Origin of the sequence: Lactobacillus johnsonii, assembly GCF_014058685.1 — a bacterium.
Classification (GTDB): Bacteria; Bacillota; Bacilli; order Lactobacillales; family Lactobacillaceae; genus Lactobacillus.
In genome coordinates, this window is the sequence record NZ_CP059055.1 from 611,286 (window position 1) to 632,435 (window position 21,150).

The following is a 21,150-nucleotide window of genomic DNA, read 5'->3' on the forward strand; positions in this document are numbered from 1 at the left end:
AATATAAATGAACAGTTTCAAAGGTGGTAAGTACTATGGTTAAAAAAACTGTTCCTAAAAAGTTAACTTTTATGTCAATTTACTTTTTAGGAATTAATGGAATTATAGGATCAGGAGCATTTTTACTTCCGCAATCTATTTATAAAGATATGGATCTATTGAGTGTAGTTGTCTTACTTTCTGCTGCATTAACGGTAGGGTTAATCGCATTATGTTATGCGGATTTGGCTAGTCGTTTTACCGGTTCCGGAGCTGCATGGCTATATTCGTACAATGCATTTGGTAGATTTGCAGGCTATGAGCTTGGTGTATTTACATGGTTTTTGGGCTGTTGTACTTATGCTGCTGAAGTAGTAGCATTTTTAACAACGCTTAAAAGTTTTGTACCTGCATTCAATCAAAGCTCAGTCTATTTTGCTGTCGGGATAGGATTAGTTTTATTGTTCTCAATTATTAATTTCTTTGGTCGTGCCTTAGTTAAAATAATTGATAACACTTCCTCCATTGCTAAGCTATCAACTATTATTTTGTTTATTATTGTTGGTATGTTCTTCATGCATATTGCAAACTTCCATCCCGTTTTACCAGCCGCAGCTGCAAAGGGTGTAGGACCATTTTTCCATCACTTTGGTGCAGCCTTTAGTGTTGTGTTTTATTTGTTTAGTGGTTTCTCATTTATTCCAATTGCTGCCTCTCAGATGAAAGATCCAGCTAAAAATATTCCACGGGCTTTAGTTGCTGTTATGGTTACGGTAACTATTCTTTATACTTTGATGGTATTAATTGCTATTGGTATTTTGGGTCACAAGATGTCATGGTACACCATTCCTATTGCTAATGCCTTTAAGTCTGCTGTAGGAGAATGGGGCTATGTGATTATTATCATTGGAGTTTTGTTAAGTATTTTCGGTGTGGCATTTACGTGCTCGTTTAATACACCAGCTTTGATTGCTTCCTTAGCTCTAGAACACCAATTATTACCAAATTGGGTAGGAAAAAAGAATAAATTTGATGCTCCATGGGTAGGTATTATTTTAACTGCCGCTGTAACCTTACTTTTAATTACTCAATCATACTTATTCTTAGTTGGATGTATTGTTTTAGCTTCATTTGTTCAATATGTACCATCTATTTTTGCGGTTATTAAATTTAAGCATACTGGCCAATATCCAAACCATGGCTTTAAGCTTCCAGGTGGCTACACAATTCCGATTTTAGCTTTATTAGTAGCTTGCTATTTAATCTTTAACTTTACTTGGGAAACTATTTTACTCTCAATAGTTGTAGCTGCTGTAACAGCTGTTTTATACCTATTCTTAGGAAAGAAGAGATTGGCTAAGATGGGTGGAATTCCAACTGCAGTTAGAGAGAAAAAGAATCATTCTAATACTGTTGAAAAGAAAAATTAATTGACTTAATTACAGTTTATTTAGAATAAGTTAATTTGTATTAAATAAAAACAGCATTTCTCGTACGTACGAGAAATGCTGTTTTTATGTTATTTAGCAAGATTTTTAACAACATTAAAATTAAATAGAATCAAGTTTAAGACAACAATGCCTGCTGTCACAATAAAGACCATACTATAACTTGAAATTCCGGCAATGAAAGAGCCGAGGAATGGGCCCACGATATTTCCAATATACATTGCACTCTGATTCCATGAAAAGACGCGACCAGTTACAGCAGCGGGTGAATTTTTGGTTAATAAAGTTTGCACTTGCGGGAAGAGGCATGCGTCGGTAAAGCCAACTAAAAATCGTAAAATACCTAATTGCACTGTATTGTGAACAAAGGCAGTCAAAAAGAATAAAATCGTTGCACCAATAAAACCACCGATAATAATTTTGTGAGTTCCGATTTTATCTCCTAATGCGCCAAAACGTGAAGCAGCTAAAAACGTTGCAATTCCAGGTAAAGCGGCAATAACTCCAGAAACAAAGACAACATTTCCGTCCCCATTCATTAATTGTTTAACATATAAAGAAACAATGGGATTGATTGAATTGTTAGCTGCTTGAATAATTAAAGTAGTTAGTAGTAAACCAAATATCAAGGTTGGAGAGTGAAGAGTAGCAATGACACCACTTGCTTTATCTAATTTCTTTTCTGTAACAGGTTTAAATCCTTCCTCATGAACAAAGAATAGTGAGAGAAGGAAGGAGATTAATAATAATCCTCCTGTAATAAAGAAAGTAACGCGGTAACTAAATGCAGAAGCAAGTGCTCCGCCTAAGAACGGCCCAAGTAAGTTTCCGGCCGTAAAAGAAGAGGCCATTGTTCCTAACGCCTGACCAGATTTTTCTTTAGGTGTTTCTGTAGCGATTAAAGCATTTGAATTTGAAACAAATCCTGCAAAAACACCCTGCAACATTCTTAAGAAAAATAGTTGCCAGACATTAGTAACTAACCCCATACTTCCAAGGACAAGGGCCATCCCAAGGGAAGCCCTGAGAATCATTAGTTTTCTACCTTTTTTATCAGCTAATTTACCCCACCATGGTGAAATAATAGCTGAGACGAAGTACACTCCGGAAAAAATAAATCCCGACCAAAAGTTTAACTGTTGGTGAGTAAAATGTCCTAAGGTATCGATATATAGAGGTAGGAAGGGCATAATCTCTGAAAATGCGATTCCTGCGATAAATACGGCGATAGAGAGAACATAAAGATTCTTTTTCCAAATTGGCTTATCTAATTTTTGTGTCATTTTTCCCCTCCAATTTCTCAAAATCTACCGTTTTATTTTTAAGGGATATTTTTCCTACTTTAAAACCATAGTTTAATAATTCTTTTTTATAATTTAAGAAAGAATGATCAATTGGTAGGCCGACAATCTTTTGAATTTGGTTAAAAGATAATTGAAAGTCTTGGTCATGATTATCTTTAATATATTGCCACAATGGTAAAAATTTGCTCATTAGTTTTTCTTTCTTTAAATCTGCTTTTCTAAATTGATTGAAATCTTTTCAAGTTTAGCTAAAGTATCAGGATCTACTGTTCCAACTAGTTGATTTACTTCTTCAAAGGCGTCGTTCACTTGTCTAAGAGCCTCAACTCCAGCTGGAAGTAAGAATAATTGTTTTTTTAGGCCATTGTTTGGATCTGCTCGCCGTTCAATCATTTTTCTTTTTTCTAATAACTTAACTACATTAGTAAAACTGGCAGGTTGGTAAAAAAGATAGTCTGCAACTTCCTTTTGAATGCAACCGGGGTGCTTTTGAATATATCTTAAAACATGGGCATGGGTCATTCTTAGATTAATAGAGGCCAATCGTTGATTGATCAGGAGGTTTTCTAATTTACCAATATGGTAGAGTAAGTTGGCTAGTGGTCTTTTTCGCATAATTCTGCCTTTCTAAGTTGTAATTACAACTAATACTTTAAACAAGTATAACGCAACTAATTGTAATTACAATTAGTTTTTAGTTTAAAGGATTAGTAATTTTAGAGAAATCATATTTACGATATTTTAATGCTGCTTTTTTGTCCTTAAACATAGCACTATGAATATCACCGGAAGAATAAGCTAAATAAAGGCACTGATTTCCTTTAAAAGTACCTGTGATATAGATGATATCAACAGTATCTAAAAATCCCCGTGCTCGGAGCCACTGCGAACCATTCTTATCTTCCAAAGAGATCATTGTTGCGTCTCCAGCATACACTTTATTATTCTTTTCTGAGCGATGATTTAGGTTTAGGGTTGGATCTGTTTTTTGATAGACTACAGAATCCATGATCGTATGTTTAGTTATAATGAATTTTCTCGCTGTTTTACTGTAGCGATCAGTTTGATACCACGTTCCTTGAAATACAGTAGGAATCGTAGCTAACTTAAAACCGGGGTATTTTTTATTTAAATTGGGTTTAGAGGAAGTTTTAACAGTATTTTTTGAAGTAGTAATTGAAGATTTTGAACTAGAAGATTTAGGTTGATTATTCTGTGTGTTGCTGCAGGCAGTGAGTAATAAGGTGGAGAATAGAATTAGAGCTACTTTTTTCATGATTTTGAATCCTTGTAATATAAATTTTACTCAGTATAGCATAAGTAAATTTAGTTATAGAAAAAATTTTTACAAAACAAAAAGCAGACGTTCTGGGGGATTAGAAGTCTGCTTTTAATTGTCGTATGTTATTTTGGGAGAATAAGTAAGGTGTAGAAGTTCCCTTACTTGTTAAATAGAATACCCTTCCTTTTTTAAATAAGATTTGGTATTAGATTTAAAATTTGCAAAGAATTTCTTTAAAAAGTTTAAAGACACAAATATAATTAAAATAAAAGCGTTTGCGAGAGAAAAAATCATGAAAAAAGAACAAGAAATTCAAATGTTAAGAGAATTTTCAGATGCAAATTCTACATCTGGCTTCGAAGAAGAATTTGTAAAATTATTTTCTACTTATGCTAAAAATACTGCTGATATTACGGTAGATGGGATGCTCAATGTATACGCAGCTAAGAAGGAAAACAAAGGTAATCGACCTGTTATTCAAATGGATGCTCACTCTGATGCAGTTGGTTTTATTACACAAGCCGTTCGTCCCAATGGATTAATTAAATTTGTTCCACTTGGGGGTTGGGTAAAGTATAATATTCCGGCTTTAAGAGTGAAAATTCGTAATCGTGATGGTGAATATATTCCTGGTGTAGTGGCTACAAAGCCTCCGCACTTTATGACTGCTGCTGAAAGAAATTCAATTCCGGAAGTTGCAGATATGTCTATTGATGTAGGTTCATCAAGCCGGGAAGAAACTATTAAAGATTATAAAGTTGACACTGGTTGTCCAATTTTTGTTGATGTAAAATGCGAATACCATGAAAAATCCGGTTTATTCTTTGGTAAAGACTTTGATGATCGCTTTGGTGCAGGAGCCATGGTAGACATCTTAGATAATTTGAAGGGTGAAGAGACTAATTTTGATGTAGTAGCTGCCTTATCTAGTCAAGAAGAAGTAGGACTTCGCGGTGCATATGTCACTGGACGAAAAATTAAGCCTGATTTATGTATTGTTTTAGAAAGTTGTCCAGCTGACGATACTTTTGAGCCTGAATGGTTATCTCAAACAGGCTTAAAACGCGGCCCAATGCTCAGAGATATGGATACTACATTTTTACCAAATCCTAAGTTTCAACAGTATGCGTGTGATATAGCTGATAAAAATAATATTCCATATACTCGCTCTGTTAAAACTGGTGGCGGCCAAGATGGGGCAGCAATTTATTATGAATATGGAGCTCCAACAATTGTTATTGGAATTCCAGTTCGTTATGAGCACTCCCCATATTGTTTCTCAGCATATAAAGACTTTAAGGCTTCAGTTGATTTAGCAACTGCAATTATTCGCGATATGACACAAGAAAAGCTAGATAGTTTTAAGGTGATCTAATGGATTGGAAAGTATTTTTCAAAAAAATGGCAATTTTTAGCTGGTGCATGGCTATTATTAGTATTTTGATTTATATTGTTCGTTATACCGCAAGTGAAATTGGCAATCTTTTTATGTGGGATCAGCCATTTATTTGGGAGTTGATTTTAGGACTTATTTTTTGTCTCTTAGCAGTTTTTTGGCCTAAGAAAAGTAAATAGAATATAAATCATAGATATGAACCCCGGAAGTCAGATAAGAATTTCGGGGTTCATATCGTTTATAATAAAAATAAGCATTTATATAGAAGGTTAGTTATGCATGTTTTAGAAATTAAAAATTTAAATTATTCTGTTGATGGAAATGCTATTCTAAAAAATATTAATCTAAGCGTAAATTCAGGAGACTTTTTAACGATTGTAGGGCCCTCAGGTGCAGGGAAAAGTACACTTTTAAAAATTATTGCCAGCTTACTTACACCTACATCTGGTTCAATTGAATATGAGGGAAAAGATATTGGTCAATATTCTCCGCTTGAATATCGTCGGCAAGTTTCCTATTGCTTCCAGCAACCATCTCTTTTTGGAAAAACGGTAAGAGATAATCTGATTTTTCCTTACCAAATTCGAAGGGAAGAAGTCAATGAAGAGCATCTAACTGAATTATTAGATAAAGTAAGTCTAAATCAGACTTTTTTAAAGAAAAATATTAATTCTTTATCTGGTGGAGAAAAGCAACGAGTTGCCTTAATTCGAAATTTAGTCTTTTTACCACAAATTTTATTATTGGATGAAGTAACTACAGGACTTGATGAGAATAGTAAAGAAATTGTTCATCATTTATTTGATGATGTGCGCAAGAAGCATGTTACTATCTTACAAGTAACTCATGATAAAAGTGAAATTGAAAAAGCTAATAAAATTTTTGAAGTGAAGAAGGCATTCCTCAATGAAAAACGTAGTTGTCAGTAACTGGTCCCTAGTCTTTGCATTCTTATTAGTCTTAGTATCAATTGGAATTTCCGTTAAAGAAAAGCTTGGCCTTACTAAAGATATTTTGATTAGTGTTGTGCGAGCCATTATTCAGCTAGTCATTATTGGCTATATTTTAAAAGTAATTTTCAATGTAAATACTTTTTGGCTAACCTTTGTTTCTACACTTGTCATTATTTTTAATGCTTCATGGAATGCGAATGGTAGAGATCCAAATACTAATCGAAAATTATGGAATTCAATTATAGCTGAGGCCGTAGGAACCTACATTACATTAGCTGTATTACTTCTTTCTGGCGTCATTAAACCAATACCCATGCAAGTAATTCCAATTACAGGGATGATTGCAGGTAATGAAATGGTTGCAATAGGTCTTTGCTATAAATCTTTAAACGAAAGTTTTCATGATTTAAGACAGCCCGTTTTAGAAAAGTTAGCTTTAGGTAGTGATATTAAAACAGCATCGATGCCAATTATTCGGCGTAGTATTAAGACTGCTATGCAGCCAACGATTGATTCAGCTAAAACAGTAGGTTTAGTTAATTTGCCAGGGATGATGTCAGGATTGATCTTTGCCGGAGTAAACCCAATTTATGCAATTAAGTATCAGATTATGGTAACCTTTATGCTTCTATCTGCTACAAGTTTAGGAGCGATTATTTCTGTTTATCTTGCGTATAAGAATTATTTTAATGATCAAATGCAATTAATGCTCTAACAAAAAGCCTGTTCCGATATTATTTCAGAACAGGCTTTTTGAATTATATGGGCTGTATAATTTTTCCTGTTGATGAATATCTATGATATTCTATCGACAGGATTTTTTTACGTAAAAAAAGAGGCCATAGTCCTCTCTTACTTAAAATCCTTCTTCGACCAATTCAATTAAGTGTATGGAGATTTAAACTATGTCCTCTTTAAATGATTATATTAAATTTACTCTTGATATTGAAGATAAAAACATTATTTTTTCTGATTATTCAAATGAAAATATTAACAGTAAGATTTACAAAATATATTTAGCTGAGCTGATCCAGCCTACTTGTCCTTATTGTCGTTCTACTAATCTTAAGCATAACGGTCATTACGTCTCTAACGTTCGTTTCATTACTGCTGATGCTAGTAAGCCCGTTACTATCAGATTAAGAAAACAACGTGTTCTCTGCAATTACTGTTTAAAAAGATCTATGGCTCAATCTAATCTGGTTAATAAAGGCTGCTATATCTCTAACACTTCTAAGCGAAAAATACTTTCTGCTCTTACTGAAGATCGTTCAATGACCAGCATTGCTAGAGAACATAATGTATCTGTCAACACGGTTCAAAGAGTATTAGAAGTCTGCTCTTCTAAGTTCTATGATGCCTTTGATCATCTCCCTGAACACTTAGCTTTTGATGAATTTAAGGGCGTAGGCAAAAAGCTTCACTTTATTTGTCTAGATGGTGATACTCACAAAGTTGTTCAAATTCTTAGAACTCGTTTCAAACCTGATATTCTACGCTATTTTTACAAGTTCACTCCTAAAGCTCGTGCAATGGTTAAAACAGTAACTATGGATCTTAATTGTTATTATCCTTTAGTTGCTAGAGAATTATTTCCAAATGCTCAGATAGTTATTGACCGTTTTCATATGGTTCAAATGCTTACTAGATCGTTTAATATTTTCAGAGTTCAAATCATGAAGCAATTTAATAAAAGAAGCCGTGAATATAAGCTTTTAAAGTCCCCTTGGAAGCTTTATCTCATGAAATATGACAAACTTAATAAGACTACTCCTTATTACGACTGGCATTTTAAGGACTGTCTAACACAGGAACATGTTGTCTTAGATGGTTTAGATTGTGACCAAACCTTAGAAAATACTTATTGGGTTATGCAGGACTTTATGACTGCTATTCAGGATAACGATGAAAAGAAAGTTATCCATCTACTTCATTCAAAACAAAATGTTGGTAAACAAATGCATCAAACTCTATTAACTTTTAAACGTAATTATTCTGGTGTCCTAAACGGTATTACCTCAACTTATTCTAATGGTTGTCTTGAAGGAGTTAACCGTAAGATTAAACAAATTGAACGTACTGCTTATGGCTATAGAAATTTCAAACATTTATTAATTAGAATTAGACTCGAAGAAAATATTATAAAAGAAAAGGAATCAAACAGCTATTTCTTAGCTGCTTAATTCCTTCTTAAAATTATCCATCAACAGGATTTGCAAAAGAGCCATTATATGAAACTAAAATTTAATGTATTTTATTCAACTCTAGCGATTTCTGCTTTAACTTTAATATTATTTCCTGCAATACTTGGTTTTTGACCATGTAGATTAAATTCAAGTTTAGTTTCAGGTCTAAAAAGCAAGACGTGAGTTGAGCCACCAAAGTGAAACATGCCTAATTGGTCTCCTTTATTAACATGTTGACCTACCCGAACGGTAATCTCATCACTAGATACTTCGGACATTCCGACTGCAATAAAGGCCATTAAACCAATTTTAGGATTATCAGCTTGAATAAAAATGACAGCTCGTGTTGCTGTTGAAGTAAGAAAGGCTTGCGAATCGTTAGCAGCTGCCGGGTCGGCACCTCTAGGATTTTCGAATCCTTGATATAAACTCTCTGCATAATAAGTGCCTGGTAAATTATATGCTTTGACAATTTTTCCGGAGACAGGACTGTTCCATCTATGATAACTTAGAGCACTTAAAAATGCTTGATATAATGTACCTCCTTCAAATTTGGAAGCCCATGGATCTCCATCAAGTAGATCAACTAGAGAGTAAGGTTGACCTTTAATCCAAAATTTAGCTTTTAGGGGAAGATTGTGAGCGATGCGAAATGGGGCAGATTCACAAGCATTAGCAATAGAATCAGCATCATCAGCATTTTGAACAGGACGTACTCCAGGATTAAAAGTTCGGGTAAAAAATTTATCCCATGAAGTAAATCCTAAATGTTTAGTTTTATCATGATTAGGACAATTAAAGATGTTAAAGAAGTCGTCTCCGTAGGCAACTTTTGACATTTCATTTAGTGCATAGTCACTTAGCCATCCAGTTTCAGAAGTGTTAAGAACATATGTAGAATCTGCCGTTTGAAGGAACTTTCCCCAATAGTCTAGAATGTTTTTCAAACAAGCATTAACTTTTGGATTATTGAAAAAGACATAGCCTGCTTTCGTAGCCATAGGGTAATCAAAGATAGCATTAATTGGTGTTCCTACTAATCCAGTTTTATTAAATTCTGGTGCTCTTTGGATAATGCGATTAAGCATTAAAAGCATTTGCTGATAGGTCCGGACTTGCGGAGTACCAGTCGGAGTATCGACATCATTTACTGGAATTTCTGCGAACATTAATTGAGTAATATTGTAAATATATCTATCAGATTCTATTAAATGTTTAAGGGCTTGAACTGGTGGTAAGAGATATTGATTTTCTTCACTTTCTGCTTCTTTTAAAACTTTTCCAAGCCATTGATTAAAAAATTTTTGATCAGTTGGTAACCATTTACCAACATTATATGGGATTGTTTTTGACATAATCTAGCACCTCTATAAAAATACTCTTTCAAATTAAAACTAGTGCTACTTTAGTTTGAAGTCAAAGAAAGTGCATTAAAAAAACAGCTGACTTTTACATCAGCTGTTTTTGTATACATTTAATTTGAATTTAAATATAAAAAATGGACGAATTGGAGTTTAAAAAAGCGATATGATTATTTTAAATGAGTAAGTCCTACTTAGAAAAAATAAATAACTATGTTAAGAATGGTGGTAAGATAGTCGGCATTATATTAGCGGAGTTGTTGATGAAAATGATCTTGCCTATATGAATGAATGGCCAAAAGAACTACAAAAAATTTACGGACTTGAGCCTCTTGAAACTGATGTTTTATATCCTGGGCAATCGAATTTAATTAATTTTGAAGGAAAAGAATATCCGGTGTATGATTATTGCGAAACGCTAATTAACTGTACGGGAAAAGTTCTGGCTACATACAGTATAGATTTTTATCGAAATACACCTGCTATTGTTGAGCATTCCTACGGAGCTGGCAAAGGCTATTACCTTGCTTGTCGTACTGCTTATTCTTTCTTAGGAAAGTTTTATGAAAAAATAGCTAGTGAATTCGTTCCTGAAATTCCAATTACAAAATTTAACAGTAGAGTGTCAATTCAAATACGTGAAAATAAATCAGAAAAATATTGGTTGGTTCAGAATTTTTCTGATAAAGAAGAAAAAATTGAATTGAGTTGTGAATTAGTTAATTTACTTGAAGATGTGAAAGATAAGGGAATAGTTGGCTTAAAGCCATTTGAGAGTAAAGTTTATAAATTATGTAGATAAATATTAAAGTAAGCATTCAGAATCAAAACGAATGCTTATTTTTACGTAAAGAACTATACCAATTTGACTACTTATTATAAATAGGTATAAAATAAACCTTTCTGTGTATATAAAACACATAATACAGAAAGGATAGTTTTTAATGAATAATTCAACAACAGAGAAGACTTTCTTTGGACAACCTCGTGGCTTGTCCACCTTGTTCTTCACTGAAATGTGGGAGAGATTTAGTTACTATGGTATGCGTGCTATTTTACTCTTCTACATGTATTATGCCGTAGAACGTGGCGGATTAGGGATGAATGAAACCACTGCTGCTTCAATTATGTCTATCTACGGTTCACTTGTTTATCTTTCTACGGTAGCTGGTGGATGGCTAGCAGACAGAATTTGGGGAGCACGTAGTACTGTCTTCTTTGGTGGTGTCCTTATTATGATTGGACACATTATCTTAGCCCTACCAATGGCAGAGGTAGGTTTATATATTTCGATCGCATTCATTGTGGTAGGTACAGGTTTACTTAAGCCTAATGTTTCTGATATGGTTGGTGGCCTATACTCATTAGATGATCGAAGACGTGATGCTGGTTTCAGTATCTTTGTTTTTGGTATTAACTTAGGATCAGCACTTGCTCCATGGTTAGTTCCTTGGGCAAGTGAAGGTTTTGGCCTTAATTTATTTGGAAATCATTTTAACTTCCATGCTGGTTTCTCTTTGGCAGCAGTTGGAATGTTCTTTGGTTTAGTACAGTATGTTTGGGGTGGTAGAAAGTATCTCTCTGAGGATGGGATGCACCCAACAGATCCAATCGATCCAGAAACTCGTAACAAAGTCTTAAAGAGAATCGGTTTAGGAGTTTTAGCTTTAGCAGTAGTATTAGGTTTAATGGCTGCTTTTGGTCAATTAAATATTGATAATATTATTACTTTAATTACTATTGTTGCTATTGCCTTACCAATTTATTACTTTGTTTTAATGCTTAGAAGCCCTAAAGTTACAAAAGAGGAACGCTCAAAAGTTTGGGCTTACATTCCATTATTTATTGCAGCTTCTATTTTCTGGGGAATTGAAGAATCTGGTTCTGTAGTTTTAGCTCTATTTGCTGCCCAAAGAACAGTACTTCACATCGGAGGATGGCACTTTACCGCTGCTAACTTCCAAACTTTGAACCCAGTATTTATCATGATTTTGACTCCGTTCTTTGTATGGTTATGGGATAACTGGAAGAAACAACCAAGTGCTGCTGGTAAATTTGCTGCTGGTTTGGTCTTTGCTGGTCTTTCATATATGTGGATGGCCCTTCCAGGAATGCTTTATGGAACAAACGGACGAGTTAGTCCATTTTGGTTAGTTGGCTCTTGGTTTATTGTTGAAATTGCCGAAATGCTTATTTCTCCAATTGGCTTATCTGTAACTACACGTTTAGCACCAAAAGCTTTCCGTTCACAAATGATGAGTCTTTGGTTCTTAGCAGATGCCACTGGACAAGCTATCAACTCTCAAATTGTTAAATACTACTCAAGTAAAACTGAAGTGGCATACTTCTTAGCAGTGGGAATTGTTAGTGTCTTGTTTGGTGTAGTAATGTTTTTCTTCACTAAGAAAATTCATAATTTAATGGCAGATGCTGAATAAAACAAACATAATTTAATATTTAATAAGGAAAGATTTGATGGATAATTCGAATCTTTCCTTATTTTTTATAAAATCATTAGCTCACGCTTTTGAGAATGCGTTTTAGTAAAATTTTTGCGCCTAAGGTAATACAATAAAAAATGAATAAGAAAGGTTATTTAAATGAAAGTGTGATATATAATGATTGAAAGTAATCACAGTGCATGTACATCAATTTTAATTGGAAAAAATGCTACAACAGATGGCAGCATTATCATTGGACGTAATGAAGATGATAAGCCAAACTGTGCTAAGCATTTAGCTTTTCATGAAGAAAAGGATATTCCTAATAATCACTTTAAGTCTAACTTGAATAAGTTTGAAATGGATTTACCAACCCATAGATATGCTTATTCTTCAACTCCAAATTGGAGTGACAAGAAGGGTGTTTATGAAGAATCTGGGATTAACCAGTTTGGTGTAGCAATGAGTGCTACTGAAACTACTTATGCTAATGACCAAGTTCAATCTTTTGATCCATTTAAGAAGACCGGTATCATTGAAGAAGCAATGGTAACTTGTATTTTGCCTTATGTAAAGACAGCCCGCGAAGCTATTGCCCGCTTTGCTAAGATTATTAAAGATCATACTGCAGGTGAATCAGATGGTATTTTGTTTGCCGATCCTAAAGAAGCTTGGTACTTCGAAATTGGTACTGCTCACTACTGGGTAGCACAACGTATTCCAGATGATTGCTATGCTGTAGCTGCTAATGAATTAGCCATTCAAGAAATTGACTTTAATGACTCTGATAACTTCATTACTGCTCCTGGTTTACAAAAATTTGTTGAAGAGCATAATTTATGGCCAAATAATAAGCCATTTAATTGGCGCCGTATTTTTGGTACACATAATCTGTTAGATTTAACTTATAACACTGCTCGTGTTTGGACTGGTCAAAGAATTTTAAGTCCTTCTATTAAGCAAGAGCCAAGCAGCTTTGATATTCCATTTATTCAAAAAGCAGACCATCCAATTTCAATTACTGATGCCCAAAGAGTATTAAGAGACCACTATGATGGAACTAAATATGATGTAGCAAATCCGGTTAATAAAGATACAGCCGTATATCGTCCAATTAGTGTTGACTTTACTGAAGAATCACACTTATTGCAACTTAAGGGTAAGGACTGGATTCACTGGTTATCGTTAGGCATTACTTGTCAAAATGTATATGTTCCTTTCTACCCACAAGGTAGCGTAGTACCAAGCTTCTATAGACACGGAAAAGATAAGTATGCTTCAAACTCAGCATATTGGATCTACAAGGAAGCACAAGTTTTAGCTGATCGTTCATGGAAAGACTATGGTTTGCAATTGTATCAAGCTAGAAATGCTACACAACAAAAATTAAGTCAAATGCGGGCAGAATATGATGTCAAAGTTGATAAAGAAAAAGATCCTGCAAAGAAGTTAGACTTAATTAATAAAGCAAACAAAGACTTAGCTCATACAGCAGTTAAAGACTACCAAGAATTAATTGGTAAGTTAATCACAAAGCAAATAAAGAAATCACCATTGCACTTTAGAAGAGACCCAGACTTATAATCTAGGATTGTAAATCATAAAAAAACGAGTAGAATAAGTTCTGAAGAAATAATTGAATGACAGAGAGCATTCATTTTGGAGGAATTTAATATGGATACAATGGTTAAGCACAGACATACTCTAAGCAAAAATCAGAAGTGGGTTATTGCATCTACTTCATCAGGTTTTGCGCTTGAGAATATGGATGTGCTTTTTTTATCGTTTGCAATGAGTTCGATGATTGCTGATCTTCACTTGTCAGGTGGGGAGGCTGGTTTTATTTCAACGATTACTAATTTAGGAATGTTAGTTGGTGGAATCGCCTTTGGAATTTTAGGTGATAAGATTGGTCGAGTTAAAACTTTTAGCCATACAGTAATTATTTTTGCAATTGCGACAGCTTTGATGGCATTTGCCAATAATATTTATCTTATCTATGCCCTTCGGTTTTTAGCAGGAATTGGAGCAGGTGGAGAATATGGTGTTGGAATTGCTTTAATTGCTGAGAACTTTCATAAAGAACAAATTGGTAAAATGACCTCAGTAGCAGCGATTGGTGGCCAAATTGGAGCAATTTTAGCGGCTTTAATTGCAGCTTGGATTATTCCAGCAGCAGGTTGGCATATGCTATTTTTAGTAGGGATTCTTCCAGTAATTTTAACCATCTTCATTAGAAAACACGTCCATGAAAGTGAACAATTTATTAGGGTTCAAGCTAGTGAAAGTAATTCTTTATTATCGGATGTCGCTAAAAAAATGTTTTCAACACTACATCTTGCTTGGCAAACCGTGGGTCTAATGATTATGATGACAGTTCAAATTGCTGGATACTTTGGTTTAATGAACTGGCTTCCCACAATTGTGCAAAAGCAATTGAATTTAAATGTTTCAAATTCTAGTCTTTGGATGATTTCTACGATTATTGGAATGAGCATTGGTATGATGACATTTGGCTCAATTTTTGACTACTTTGGCCCGAGAAGAGCCTTTGCAATTTTCTTAATTGGTTCAGCTTTAATGGTTTATACATTAAGTTTGGCCCAAAATATGACCATGCTCTTGATTATTGGAGCTGTAGTTGGCTTTTTCTCAAATGGGATGTTTGGTGGCTATGGCGCTGTAATCAGTAGATTATATCCAACAGAAATTCGGTCGAGTGCCAATAATATTATTGTTAATGTCGGCAGAGCAATCGGTGGATTTTCATCAGTAGTAATAGGTATTTTAATGGATAAATATAACTTAGGCGTAGTAATGGGCTTTTTATCAGCTTTATACTTACTTAGCTTTGTTGTGATGATTACTTTACCAGGCTTAAAAACTTTAACAAAAGAAGCTAAAAGAAACTAAATATAGCTTTTAACGATGGGAAACTAGTAAGAATAAATATTTTTCAATTGATAATTGTCCTTGTATACTGGAGAAAAGTAAGTGTGAGAGGAAATAATTATGAAGAAGAAAAAGATTTATCTTGCTAGTTTTTTTATTGCATTATTTTTATTTGTGTTAGCGGGATGTGGTCAAAAAGCTCAAAATATTCCTGCTAAAAGGGTTACTGTATCTTTAACCAATACTAAAACAATTCCCACATTTTTCTTTCATGGTTGGGGGTCAAGTGCAAATGCGGAGACCCAAATGGCGAATGCCGCAAAAAAGGCTGGTGTAAGTAATACAATTATTCAAGCAGATGTAAGTAAAAATGGCACTGTTAAACTTAAAGGCACGATCCCAAAAAATGCAAAAAATCCAATTATCAAAGTTAATCTAGAAGATAATCAGAGTGGAAAAACATCATATGTAAAAGATGTAATAACTGCAATCTCTAATAAATATCATTATGCAAAGATTAATTTAGTTGGTCATTCAATGGGAAATCTACAAATTGCTAACTACATTAATGAAAACTATGACAATAAAAAATTGCCTAAGATTAATAAAGTAGTTTCAATTGCAGGGCATTACGATGGCTATCTTGGTGAAGAAGCTGGCCAAAAGGCTAAGATCAAAAATAAGAAAACAGGTGAACCGGATATTTATAATGATGGTTTTAAGCAATTATTACCTTTACGGAAACACTATCCGAGACAAATTGAGGTCTTAAATATCTATGGTAATAAAGAGGACGGTTCAAATTCTGACGGATCAGTTTCTGTAGCCTCAGCACAAAGTTATAAATATTTAATTAATGGCCGTGCCAAATCATACCGTGAAGTAGAAATTAAGGGTAAGAATGCACAACATAGCAAATTACACGAAAATAAAGAAGTTGATAAACTTTTAATTAATTTTTTATGGAAAGAATAATAAAAAGTTATTGACAATAGTCTCTGTGGATACTAATATAGTTAATTAATTAGTATCTACAGAGACTATTTTTGTGAGGTGAAGTATGGAATTAACTGCTACCGAAAAGTTGAATTTTGCAATTATCCGAGGTGGAAAAGCTTATGCAGAGTGGGATAGACAACATGGCATGCCAAGTTATCTAACCATTATTTTGTATGAACTATTAATGCGCCAAAGATTAACGCAAAAAGATCTGGTCAACTTAAGTGACTTACCAAAGCAATCTATTAATAAAGGAATTCACCGCTTACTAGAACAAGATTATCTAGAACTGACAATTGATCCAGAAGATAATCGGGTTAAGTATTGCCAGCTAACTGCTTCAGGGAAAAAATACGCTAAAAAGAAAATGACTCCTTTATTTGAAATTGAAAAGCAAATTGCACAAAAAATGGGCGCACAAAAGATGGAACAGTTAGTGGCTCTAAATGAAGAGTGGAGTGATACCTTTTGGGAGCTTTTAAGAAAGAAGGGAGAATAATAGATGCAAATTTTGAAGCCACACTTCAAAAATTATCGTAAAGAAATAATTTTAGCGATTATTACAATTCTAATTTCTGCTTTTGCAACCTTATGGCAGCCAAGATTATTAGAAAATATCCAAAAAGCAATTTTGGCGGATAACCAGAGTGTTGTCTTAAGAGATGGAATTGGATTAGTTGTACTCGGTTTATTAGCAATTATTGCTGGTATTTTTAACGTATATTATGCTGCAAAAATTGCCCAGGGAATAACCTCAGATTTACGTGAAGAAACTTATGCTAAGATTCAAAGTTTTTCTTTTGGAAATATTGAAAAATTCTCTAGTGGTTCATTAGTTGTTCGTTTAATTAATGATATGAACCAAGTTATGAATATGATGATGATCTTATTCATGCAATTACTCAGAATGCCAATTATTTTAATTGGATCATTTGTACTGAGTATTATTACAATTCCTCAGTATTGGTGGGCTCCAGTGTTGATGCTATCTTTAATGATGGGAGTTGGATACATTGTTATTCAAAATATGAATAAACTTTTTGCTAAATTCCAACATTATATGGATAAAATTTCTACTCGGGTTAAAGAAAATTTACAGGGTGTACGTGTAGTTAAGTCATTTAATCAAGGCGAAAATGAGATTAAGAGATTTAACAAAACTTCCGATGATTTAAACGAATTAAATATTAAAATTGGCTACTGGATTTCTACTATTATGCCCGCGTTTATGTTAATTGCTTATTTAGTAATTGCTTTAGTTGTCTTTTTAGTAGGTCGGAGTGCCAATTTAACTCCAACTGATGTTGCAGTCATATCACCATATGTTTCTTATATTTTAACTTTGCTTTTTGCAATTTTAATTGGTGGCTTTGTAATTATGAACTTTACTCGTGGTATGGTTTCTCTACGAAGAATTAAAGAAGTTCTTGATACTGAACCAGATGTTAAGTTTGATCCTAATGCACCGACTGCACCAGAAAAGGGTAGTATTGAATTTGAAAATGTTTCTTTCACTTATCCTGATGGAGATAAGCCAACCTTGAAGAATATTTCATTTAAGGTAAAACCAGGTGAAATGGTTGGTATTGTTGGAGCAACCGGATCTGGTAAAAGTACGCTTGCACAACTTATTCCACGTCTCTATGATCCGACTAAAGGAACAATAAAAATTGGTGGCAAAGACTTAAAGACAATTGGTGAAAAATCACTACGTAATACTGTTTCAATGGTTTTACAAAAAGCAATTTTATTCTCTGGAACAATTGCTTCTAACTTGCGTCAAGGAAAAGAAGATGCGACCGATTATGAATTAAAACGTGCTTCAGAAATTGCCCAAGCACAGGAATTTGTTGGTCAATATCCGGATCAATTTGACCATGAAGTAGAAGAAAGATCAGCTAACTTCTCTGGTGGTCAAAAGCAACGTTTATCAATTGCTCGTGGTGTTATTGGTCAGCCACCGATTTTAATTTTAGATGACTCCACTTCAGCCTTAGATGCTAAGTCTGAAAAATTAGTTCAAGAAGCTTTAGAGCATGACTTAAAAGATACAACAACAGTAATTATTGCTGAAAAGATAGTATCAGTGATGAATGCAGACAAAATTTTAGTTTTAGATGATGGTAAATTGGTTGCTGAAGGAACTCATGAAGAATTACTAAAGACTTCGCCAATTTATCAAGATATTTATCGTACACAGAAAGCTAAAGAAAAGAGAGGTGAAATTGATGAGTAATACTAAAAAAGCATTAAAATACTTTGCCAAGTATTTAAAGAATTATTGGAAAGGCGTTACAATTGTTATCGTCTTATCCTTGATTTCGACTTTGAGTCAAGTACTTGGTCCTCTTTTCCTAGGAAATGCTGTTCAAGAATTAACTAAGGCAGTTAACAAAGTAGCTAGCCGTACTCATGATTTAAGTAGCTTTTATCAGGCTTTAGGATCAATGGTGGGTGTATATGCAGCTGGAATTATCGCATCATTTATTGCATGGATGGTAATGTCAAAATTCACTGCAAATGCTACTAATGATATGAGAGAAAACTTATTTGCTAAGTTTCAAAGAATGTTAATTCGCTACTTTGATACTCATCAAGATGGAAAACTATTATCTCTATTTAATTCAGACTTAGATAATATTTTTAATGCCTTGAATAATGCAATTTTTGAAATTATTTCTCAAGGCGCATTATTAATCGGAACTATCATTATGATGTTTATCGTAAACCCAACTATGGCCCTATTTACGGTAGCAACAACGCCATTTATTTTGATTATTAGTTTAGTCATTATGAAGAAGGCGAGAATTTACTTAGATAAGCAACAGGATAAAATTAGTGATCTTAATGGTTATGTAAATGAACAGATCAATGGTGAAAAAGTAATTATTACTAACGGCTTACAAGAAGAATCTGTTCAAAACTTTAAAAAGTACAATAACGATGTTCGTAGCGCTATGTTCAAAGGTCAATTTTATTCTGGGATGCTCTTCCCCTTGCTACAAGGAATCTCTTTACTGAATTTAGCCATTGTAATTGGTGGAGGGGCATGGCTGATTGTTAGTGGCCAAGTCAGTCAAGCAATTGGTTTGGGATTAATTGTTGCCTTTGTTGAATATTCACAAACATATTTCCAACCACTAACCCAACTCACTTCAATTTATTCAATGACACAGCTTGCTTTAACTGGTGCTAGAAGATTGGCAACTGTTGAAGAACAAGATGAGGAGAATACGGTACCTGATGGAAAAGTTCTTAAAGGAATCAAAAAGGGCGTTAAATTAGAAAACGTTCATTTTGGCTATAACGCTGATAAAGAAATCTTGCACGGTGTTTCAATTGATGTCGATAAAGGTAAGTCAGTTGCTGTAGTTGGACCAACGGGTTCAGGTAAAACTACAATCATGAACCTAATTAATCGCTTCTACGATGTAAATAGTGGGAAAGTAACTTTTGATGGCGTTGATGTGCGTGATATTACTCTTGAATCTTTAAGAAATAATGTTGGTATTGTTTTACAGGATTCGGTTCTATTTACTGGAACCGTTGAAGATAATATTAAATATGGTAAACCAGATGCGAGCCGAGATGAGGTGATTGCGGCCGCAAAAGAAGCTAATATTCATGACTTCATTACGACCCTACCTGATGGTTATGATACGCAAGTTTCAGAAGAGAATTCCGTCTTTTCTACTGGTCAAAAGCAATTAATTTCAATTGCTCGAACAATCTTAACTGACCCAGAATTTTTGATTTTGGATGAGGCTACTTCTAATGTAGACACTGTTACTGAGGCTAAGATTCAAAAAGCTATGGACGCGGTTATTGCAGGTAGAACTAGTTTTGTTATTGCTCACCGTTTGAAGACTATCTTAAATTCAGATAAAATAGTAGTGTTGAAAGATGGAAATGTCATTGAAGAAGGAAATCACGATGAATTAATTAAGAAGCGTGGTTTTTACTATGGCTTGTATACTAATCAAATGGCATTTGAATAATAAATTAGAGGGATGCTTTCCCTCTAATTTTAGTTAGGGGGAAAGTTTAAAAAGTGAAGAGAAAGCTACGATTCTTTTCTTTATTTGTTGTCTTATTTAGCGTTTTTTTACTTTCGGCATGTCAAAAAAATACTCGTAACGTCTACCAAGAAGTTAAAAAAAGTGATGAAATTACTTGGGGTGTTAAGGCGGATACCCGTTTATTTGGTTTAATGAGTATTAAAACCGGAAAAATTGAAGGTTTTGAAGTTGATTTAGCAAATGCTTTAACTAAGGAAATACTAGGAAAAAATGCTAAGGCAAACTTTGTACAAACTACTGCAAAAACAAAAATTCCACTTTTGAAAAATGGAAATATTGATGCAGTTTTAGCGGCAATGACGATTACGCCAGAACGCAAAAAGCAAATTGATTTTAGCGATCCATATTTTTATGCTGGACAATCACTTCTTGTAAAAGATGATTCAACAATCAAGAGCATTAAAGATATGAATGGTAAAACTGCATTAGCTGTAAAAGGTACAACAGCAGTTGCCAATGTTAAAAAATTTGCACCTAAGGCTAAAGTATTAGAATTTGATGATTATGGTCAAGCATTTACTGCGCTTAAAGCCGGTCAAGGTCAAGCCATGACTACTGATAATGGTTTGCTTGCCGGAATTGCAACAGAAAACAAGGGCTATAAACTTGTAGGGGGCACCTATACTAAGGAACCCTATGGAATTGCTGTCAATAAAGGACAGACACAAATGAAAAATGCAATTAATCGTGCACTAGTAAAATTAAAAAAAGATGGGACGTATGATGCCTTGGTAAAGAAGTGGTTTAGCGGTATTCCGGGCTTTAATATTAAAGAGGCCGAAGGTGAAAAATAAAATTTTTACTTGCCTTTTTTGAAAAAATATTATTAA

The 21,150-nt window shown here is 34.0% G+C and carries 20 protein-coding genes; 15 read left to right on the forward strand and 5 right to left on the reverse strand.

Annotation, left to right across the window (positions count from 1 at the left end):
- The first annotated feature begins 35 nt into the window (after nt 1-35).
- Nucleotides 36-1,409, forward strand: coding sequence for an APC family permease (locus H0I41_RS02805; RefSeq protein ID WP_135014432.1), 1,374 nt, complete (start codon nt 36-38; stop codon nt 1,407-1,409).
- An 89-nt stretch (nt 1,410-1,498) separates the two neighbouring features.
- On the opposite strand, the gene H0I41_RS02810 is transcribed toward H0I41_RS02805, so the two are convergent.
- From H0I41_RS02810 to H0I41_RS02825, 4 genes are all read right to left on the reverse strand, one after another.
- Nucleotides 1,499-2,710: an MFS transporter gene (locus H0I41_RS02810; protein ID WP_182094582.1), complete on the reverse strand. Its 1,212-nt coding sequence runs from the start codon at nt 2,708-2,710 to the stop codon at nt 1,499-1,501.
- The gene (locus H0I41_RS02815) at nt 2,691-2,921 is read right to left on the reverse strand and encodes a hypothetical protein (protein WP_069168981.1); all 231 of its coding nucleotides are present in this window, start codon (nt 2,919-2,921) and stop codon (nt 2,691-2,693) included. The genes H0I41_RS02810 and H0I41_RS02815 overlap by 20 nt, the downstream gene beginning before the upstream one ends.
- A 14-nt stretch (nt 2,922-2,935) precedes the next feature.
- The gene (locus H0I41_RS02820) at nt 2,936-3,346 is read right to left on the reverse strand and encodes a MarR family winged helix-turn-helix transcriptional regulator (RefSeq protein WP_069168982.1); all 411 of its coding nucleotides are present in this window, start codon (nt 3,344-3,346) and stop codon (nt 2,936-2,938) included.
- Nucleotides 3,347-3,425: 79 nt separating this feature from the next.
- A complete protein-coding gene (locus H0I41_RS02825) occupies nt 3,426-4,007 on the reverse strand; it encodes a hypothetical protein (protein ID WP_053107430.1) in 582 nt (193 codons plus the stop codon).
- Between the two features lie 298 nt (nt 4,008-4,305).
- On the opposite strand from H0I41_RS02825, the gene H0I41_RS02830 reads away from it, so the two are divergent.
- The 5 genes from H0I41_RS02830 (at nt 4,306) to H0I41_RS02850 (ending at nt 8,545) form a co-directional block, all read left to right on the forward strand.
- Nucleotides 4,306-5,388: a M42 family metallopeptidase gene (locus tag H0I41_RS02830; protein WP_135014430.1), complete on the forward strand. Its 1,083-nt coding sequence runs from the start codon at nt 4,306-4,308 to the stop codon at nt 5,386-5,388.
- The gene (locus tag H0I41_RS02835) at nt 5,388-5,588 is read left to right on the forward strand and encodes a hypothetical protein (RefSeq protein WP_004896890.1); all 201 of its coding nucleotides are present in this window, start codon (nt 5,388-5,390) and stop codon (nt 5,586-5,588) included. Before H0I41_RS02830 ends, H0I41_RS02835 begins: the two co-directional genes overlap by 1 nt.
- Nucleotides 5,589-5,684: 96 nt before the next feature.
- Entirely contained in the window at nt 5,685-6,338 is a 654-nt protein-coding gene (locus H0I41_RS02840; RefSeq protein ID WP_135014429.1) for an ABC transporter ATP-binding protein, read from the forward strand.
- On the forward strand, nt 6,316-7,077 hold the full coding sequence (locus H0I41_RS02845; RefSeq protein ID WP_135014428.1) for an ABC transporter permease: 762 nt from the start codon (nt 6,316-6,318) through the stop codon (nt 7,075-7,077). The genes H0I41_RS02840 and H0I41_RS02845 overlap by 23 nt, the downstream gene beginning before the upstream one ends.
- Before the next feature lie 190 nt (nt 7,078-7,267).
- On the forward strand, nt 7,268-8,545 hold the full coding sequence (locus tag H0I41_RS02850) for an ISL3-like element ISLjo2 family transposase (protein WP_182094509.1): 1,278 nt from the start codon (nt 7,268-7,270) through the stop codon (nt 8,543-8,545).
- A gap of 71 nt (nt 8,546-8,616) precedes the next feature.
- On the opposite strand, the gene H0I41_RS02855 is transcribed toward H0I41_RS02850, so the two are convergent.
- Complete coding sequence (locus tag H0I41_RS02855) at nt 8,617-9,903, reverse strand: phosphatidylserine decarboxylase family protein (RefSeq protein ID WP_135014724.1); 1,287 nt, start codon at nt 9,901-9,903, stop codon at nt 8,617-8,619.
- A gap of 289 nt (nt 9,904-10,192) precedes the next feature.
- Between H0I41_RS02855 and H0I41_RS02860 the strand changes: the two genes are divergently transcribed.
- The 9 genes from H0I41_RS02860 (at nt 10,193) to H0I41_RS02900 (ending at nt 21,114) form a co-directional block, all read left to right on the forward strand.
- On the forward strand, nt 10,193-10,711 hold the full coding sequence (locus tag H0I41_RS02860; protein WP_228099766.1) for a beta-galactosidase trimerization domain-containing protein: 519 nt from the start codon (nt 10,193-10,195) through the stop codon (nt 10,709-10,711).
- Between the two features lie 142 nt (nt 10,712-10,853).
- Nucleotides 10,854-12,347 carry a peptide MFS transporter gene (locus H0I41_RS02865; RefSeq protein WP_135014725.1) on the forward strand — a complete coding sequence of 498 codons (1,494 nt, stop codon included), beginning with the start codon at nt 10,854-10,856 and terminating at the stop codon, nt 12,345-12,347.
- Between the two features lie 180 nt (nt 12,348-12,527).
- On the forward strand, nt 12,528-13,934 hold the full coding sequence (locus H0I41_RS02870) for a C69 family dipeptidase (protein ID WP_014567231.1): 1,407 nt from the start codon (nt 12,528-12,530) through the stop codon (nt 13,932-13,934).
- Nucleotides 13,935-14,024: 90 nt separating this feature from the next.
- Nucleotides 14,025-15,263 carry an MFS transporter gene (locus H0I41_RS02875; protein WP_135014726.1) on the forward strand — a complete coding sequence of 413 codons (1,239 nt, stop codon included), beginning with the start codon at nt 14,025-14,027 and terminating at the stop codon, nt 15,261-15,263.
- 99 nt (nt 15,264-15,362) lie between these two features.
- Nucleotides 15,363-16,217 carry an alpha/beta hydrolase gene (locus tag H0I41_RS02880; RefSeq protein ID WP_135014727.1) on the forward strand — a complete coding sequence of 285 codons (855 nt, stop codon included), beginning with the start codon at nt 15,363-15,365 and terminating at the stop codon, nt 16,215-16,217.
- 85 nt (nt 16,218-16,302) lie between these two features.
- Complete coding sequence (locus tag H0I41_RS02885) at nt 16,303-16,740, forward strand: MarR family winged helix-turn-helix transcriptional regulator (RefSeq protein WP_014567232.1); 438 nt, start codon at nt 16,303-16,305, stop codon at nt 16,738-16,740.
- Between the two features lie 3 nt (nt 16,741-16,743).
- Nucleotides 16,744-18,477, forward strand: a complete 1,734-nt coding sequence (locus H0I41_RS02890) for an ABC transporter ATP-binding protein (RefSeq protein ID WP_135014729.1) — start codon at nt 16,744-16,746, stop codon at nt 18,475-18,477.
- Nucleotides 18,470-20,239 carry an ABC transporter ATP-binding protein gene (locus H0I41_RS02895; RefSeq protein WP_135014731.1) on the forward strand — a complete coding sequence of 590 codons (1,770 nt, stop codon included), beginning with the start codon at nt 18,470-18,472 and terminating at the stop codon, nt 20,237-20,239. Before H0I41_RS02890 ends, H0I41_RS02895 begins: the two co-directional genes overlap by 8 nt.
- A gap of 53 nt (nt 20,240-20,292) precedes the next feature.
- Nucleotides 20,293-21,114: a transporter substrate-binding domain-containing protein gene (locus tag H0I41_RS02900; RefSeq protein WP_135014733.1), complete on the forward strand. Its 822-nt coding sequence runs from the start codon at nt 20,293-20,295 to the stop codon at nt 21,112-21,114.
- Nucleotides 21,115-21,150: the final 36 nt, after the last annotated feature.

Bases quoted from the DNA above. Each gene is read 5' to 3' on its own strand.
- H0I41_RS02830 (WP_135014430.1), top strand. From the start codon at position 4,306: ATGAAAAAAGAACAAGAAATTCAAATGTTAAGAGAATTTTCAGATGCA.
- H0I41_RS02825 (WP_053107430.1), bottom strand. From the start codon at position 4,007: ATGAAAAAAGTAGCTCTAATTCTATTCTCCACCTTATTACTCACTGCC.
- H0I41_RS02850 (WP_182094509.1), top strand. From the start codon at position 7,268: ATGTCCTCTTTAAATGATTATATTAAATTTACTCTTGATATTGAAGAT.
- H0I41_RS02855 (WP_135014724.1), bottom strand. From the start codon at position 9,903: ATGTCAAAAACAATCCCATATAATGTTGGTAAATGGTTACCAACTGAT.
- H0I41_RS02885 (WP_014567232.1), top strand. From the start codon at position 16,303: ATGGAATTAACTGCTACCGAAAAGTTGAATTTTGCAATTATCCGAGGT.
- H0I41_RS02840 (WP_135014429.1), top strand. From the start codon at position 5,685: ATGCATGTTTTAGAAATTAAAAATTTAAATTATTCTGTTGATGGAAAT.
- H0I41_RS02820 (WP_069168982.1), bottom strand. From the start codon at position 3,346: ATGCGAAAAAGACCACTAGCCAACTTACTCTACCATATTGGTAAATTA.
- H0I41_RS02845 (WP_135014428.1), top strand. From the start codon at position 6,316: ATGAAAAACGTAGTTGTCAGTAACTGGTCCCTAGTCTTTGCATTCTTA.
- H0I41_RS02865 (WP_135014725.1), top strand. From the start codon at position 10,854: ATGAATAATTCAACAACAGAGAAGACTTTCTTTGGACAACCTCGTGGC.
- H0I41_RS02870 (WP_014567231.1), top strand. From the start codon at position 12,528: ATGATTGAAAGTAATCACAGTGCATGTACATCAATTTTAATTGGAAAA.
- H0I41_RS02880 (WP_135014727.1), top strand. From the start codon at position 15,363: ATGAAGAAGAAAAAGATTTATCTTGCTAGTTTTTTTATTGCATTATTT.
- H0I41_RS02810 (WP_182094582.1), bottom strand. From the start codon at position 2,710: ATGACACAAAAATTAGATAAGCCAATTTGGAAAAAGAATCTTTATGTT.
- H0I41_RS02805 (WP_135014432.1), top strand. From the start codon at position 36: ATGGTTAAAAAAACTGTTCCTAAAAAGTTAACTTTTATGTCAATTTAC.
- H0I41_RS02860 (WP_228099766.1), top strand. From the start codon at position 10,193: ATGAATGAATGGCCAAAAGAACTACAAAAAATTTACGGACTTGAGCCT.
- H0I41_RS02815 (WP_069168981.1), bottom strand. From the start codon at position 2,921: ATGAGCAAATTTTTACCATTGTGGCAATATATTAAAGATAATCATGAC.
- H0I41_RS02835 (WP_004896890.1), top strand. From the start codon at position 5,388: ATGGATTGGAAAGTATTTTTCAAAAAAATGGCAATTTTTAGCTGGTGC.
- H0I41_RS02890 (WP_135014729.1), top strand. From the start codon at position 16,744: ATGCAAATTTTGAAGCCACACTTCAAAAATTATCGTAAAGAAATAATT.
- H0I41_RS02895 (WP_135014731.1), top strand. From the start codon at position 18,470: ATGAGTAATACTAAAAAAGCATTAAAATACTTTGCCAAGTATTTAAAG.
- H0I41_RS02875 (WP_135014726.1), top strand. From the start codon at position 14,025: ATGGATACAATGGTTAAGCACAGACATACTCTAAGCAAAAATCAGAAG.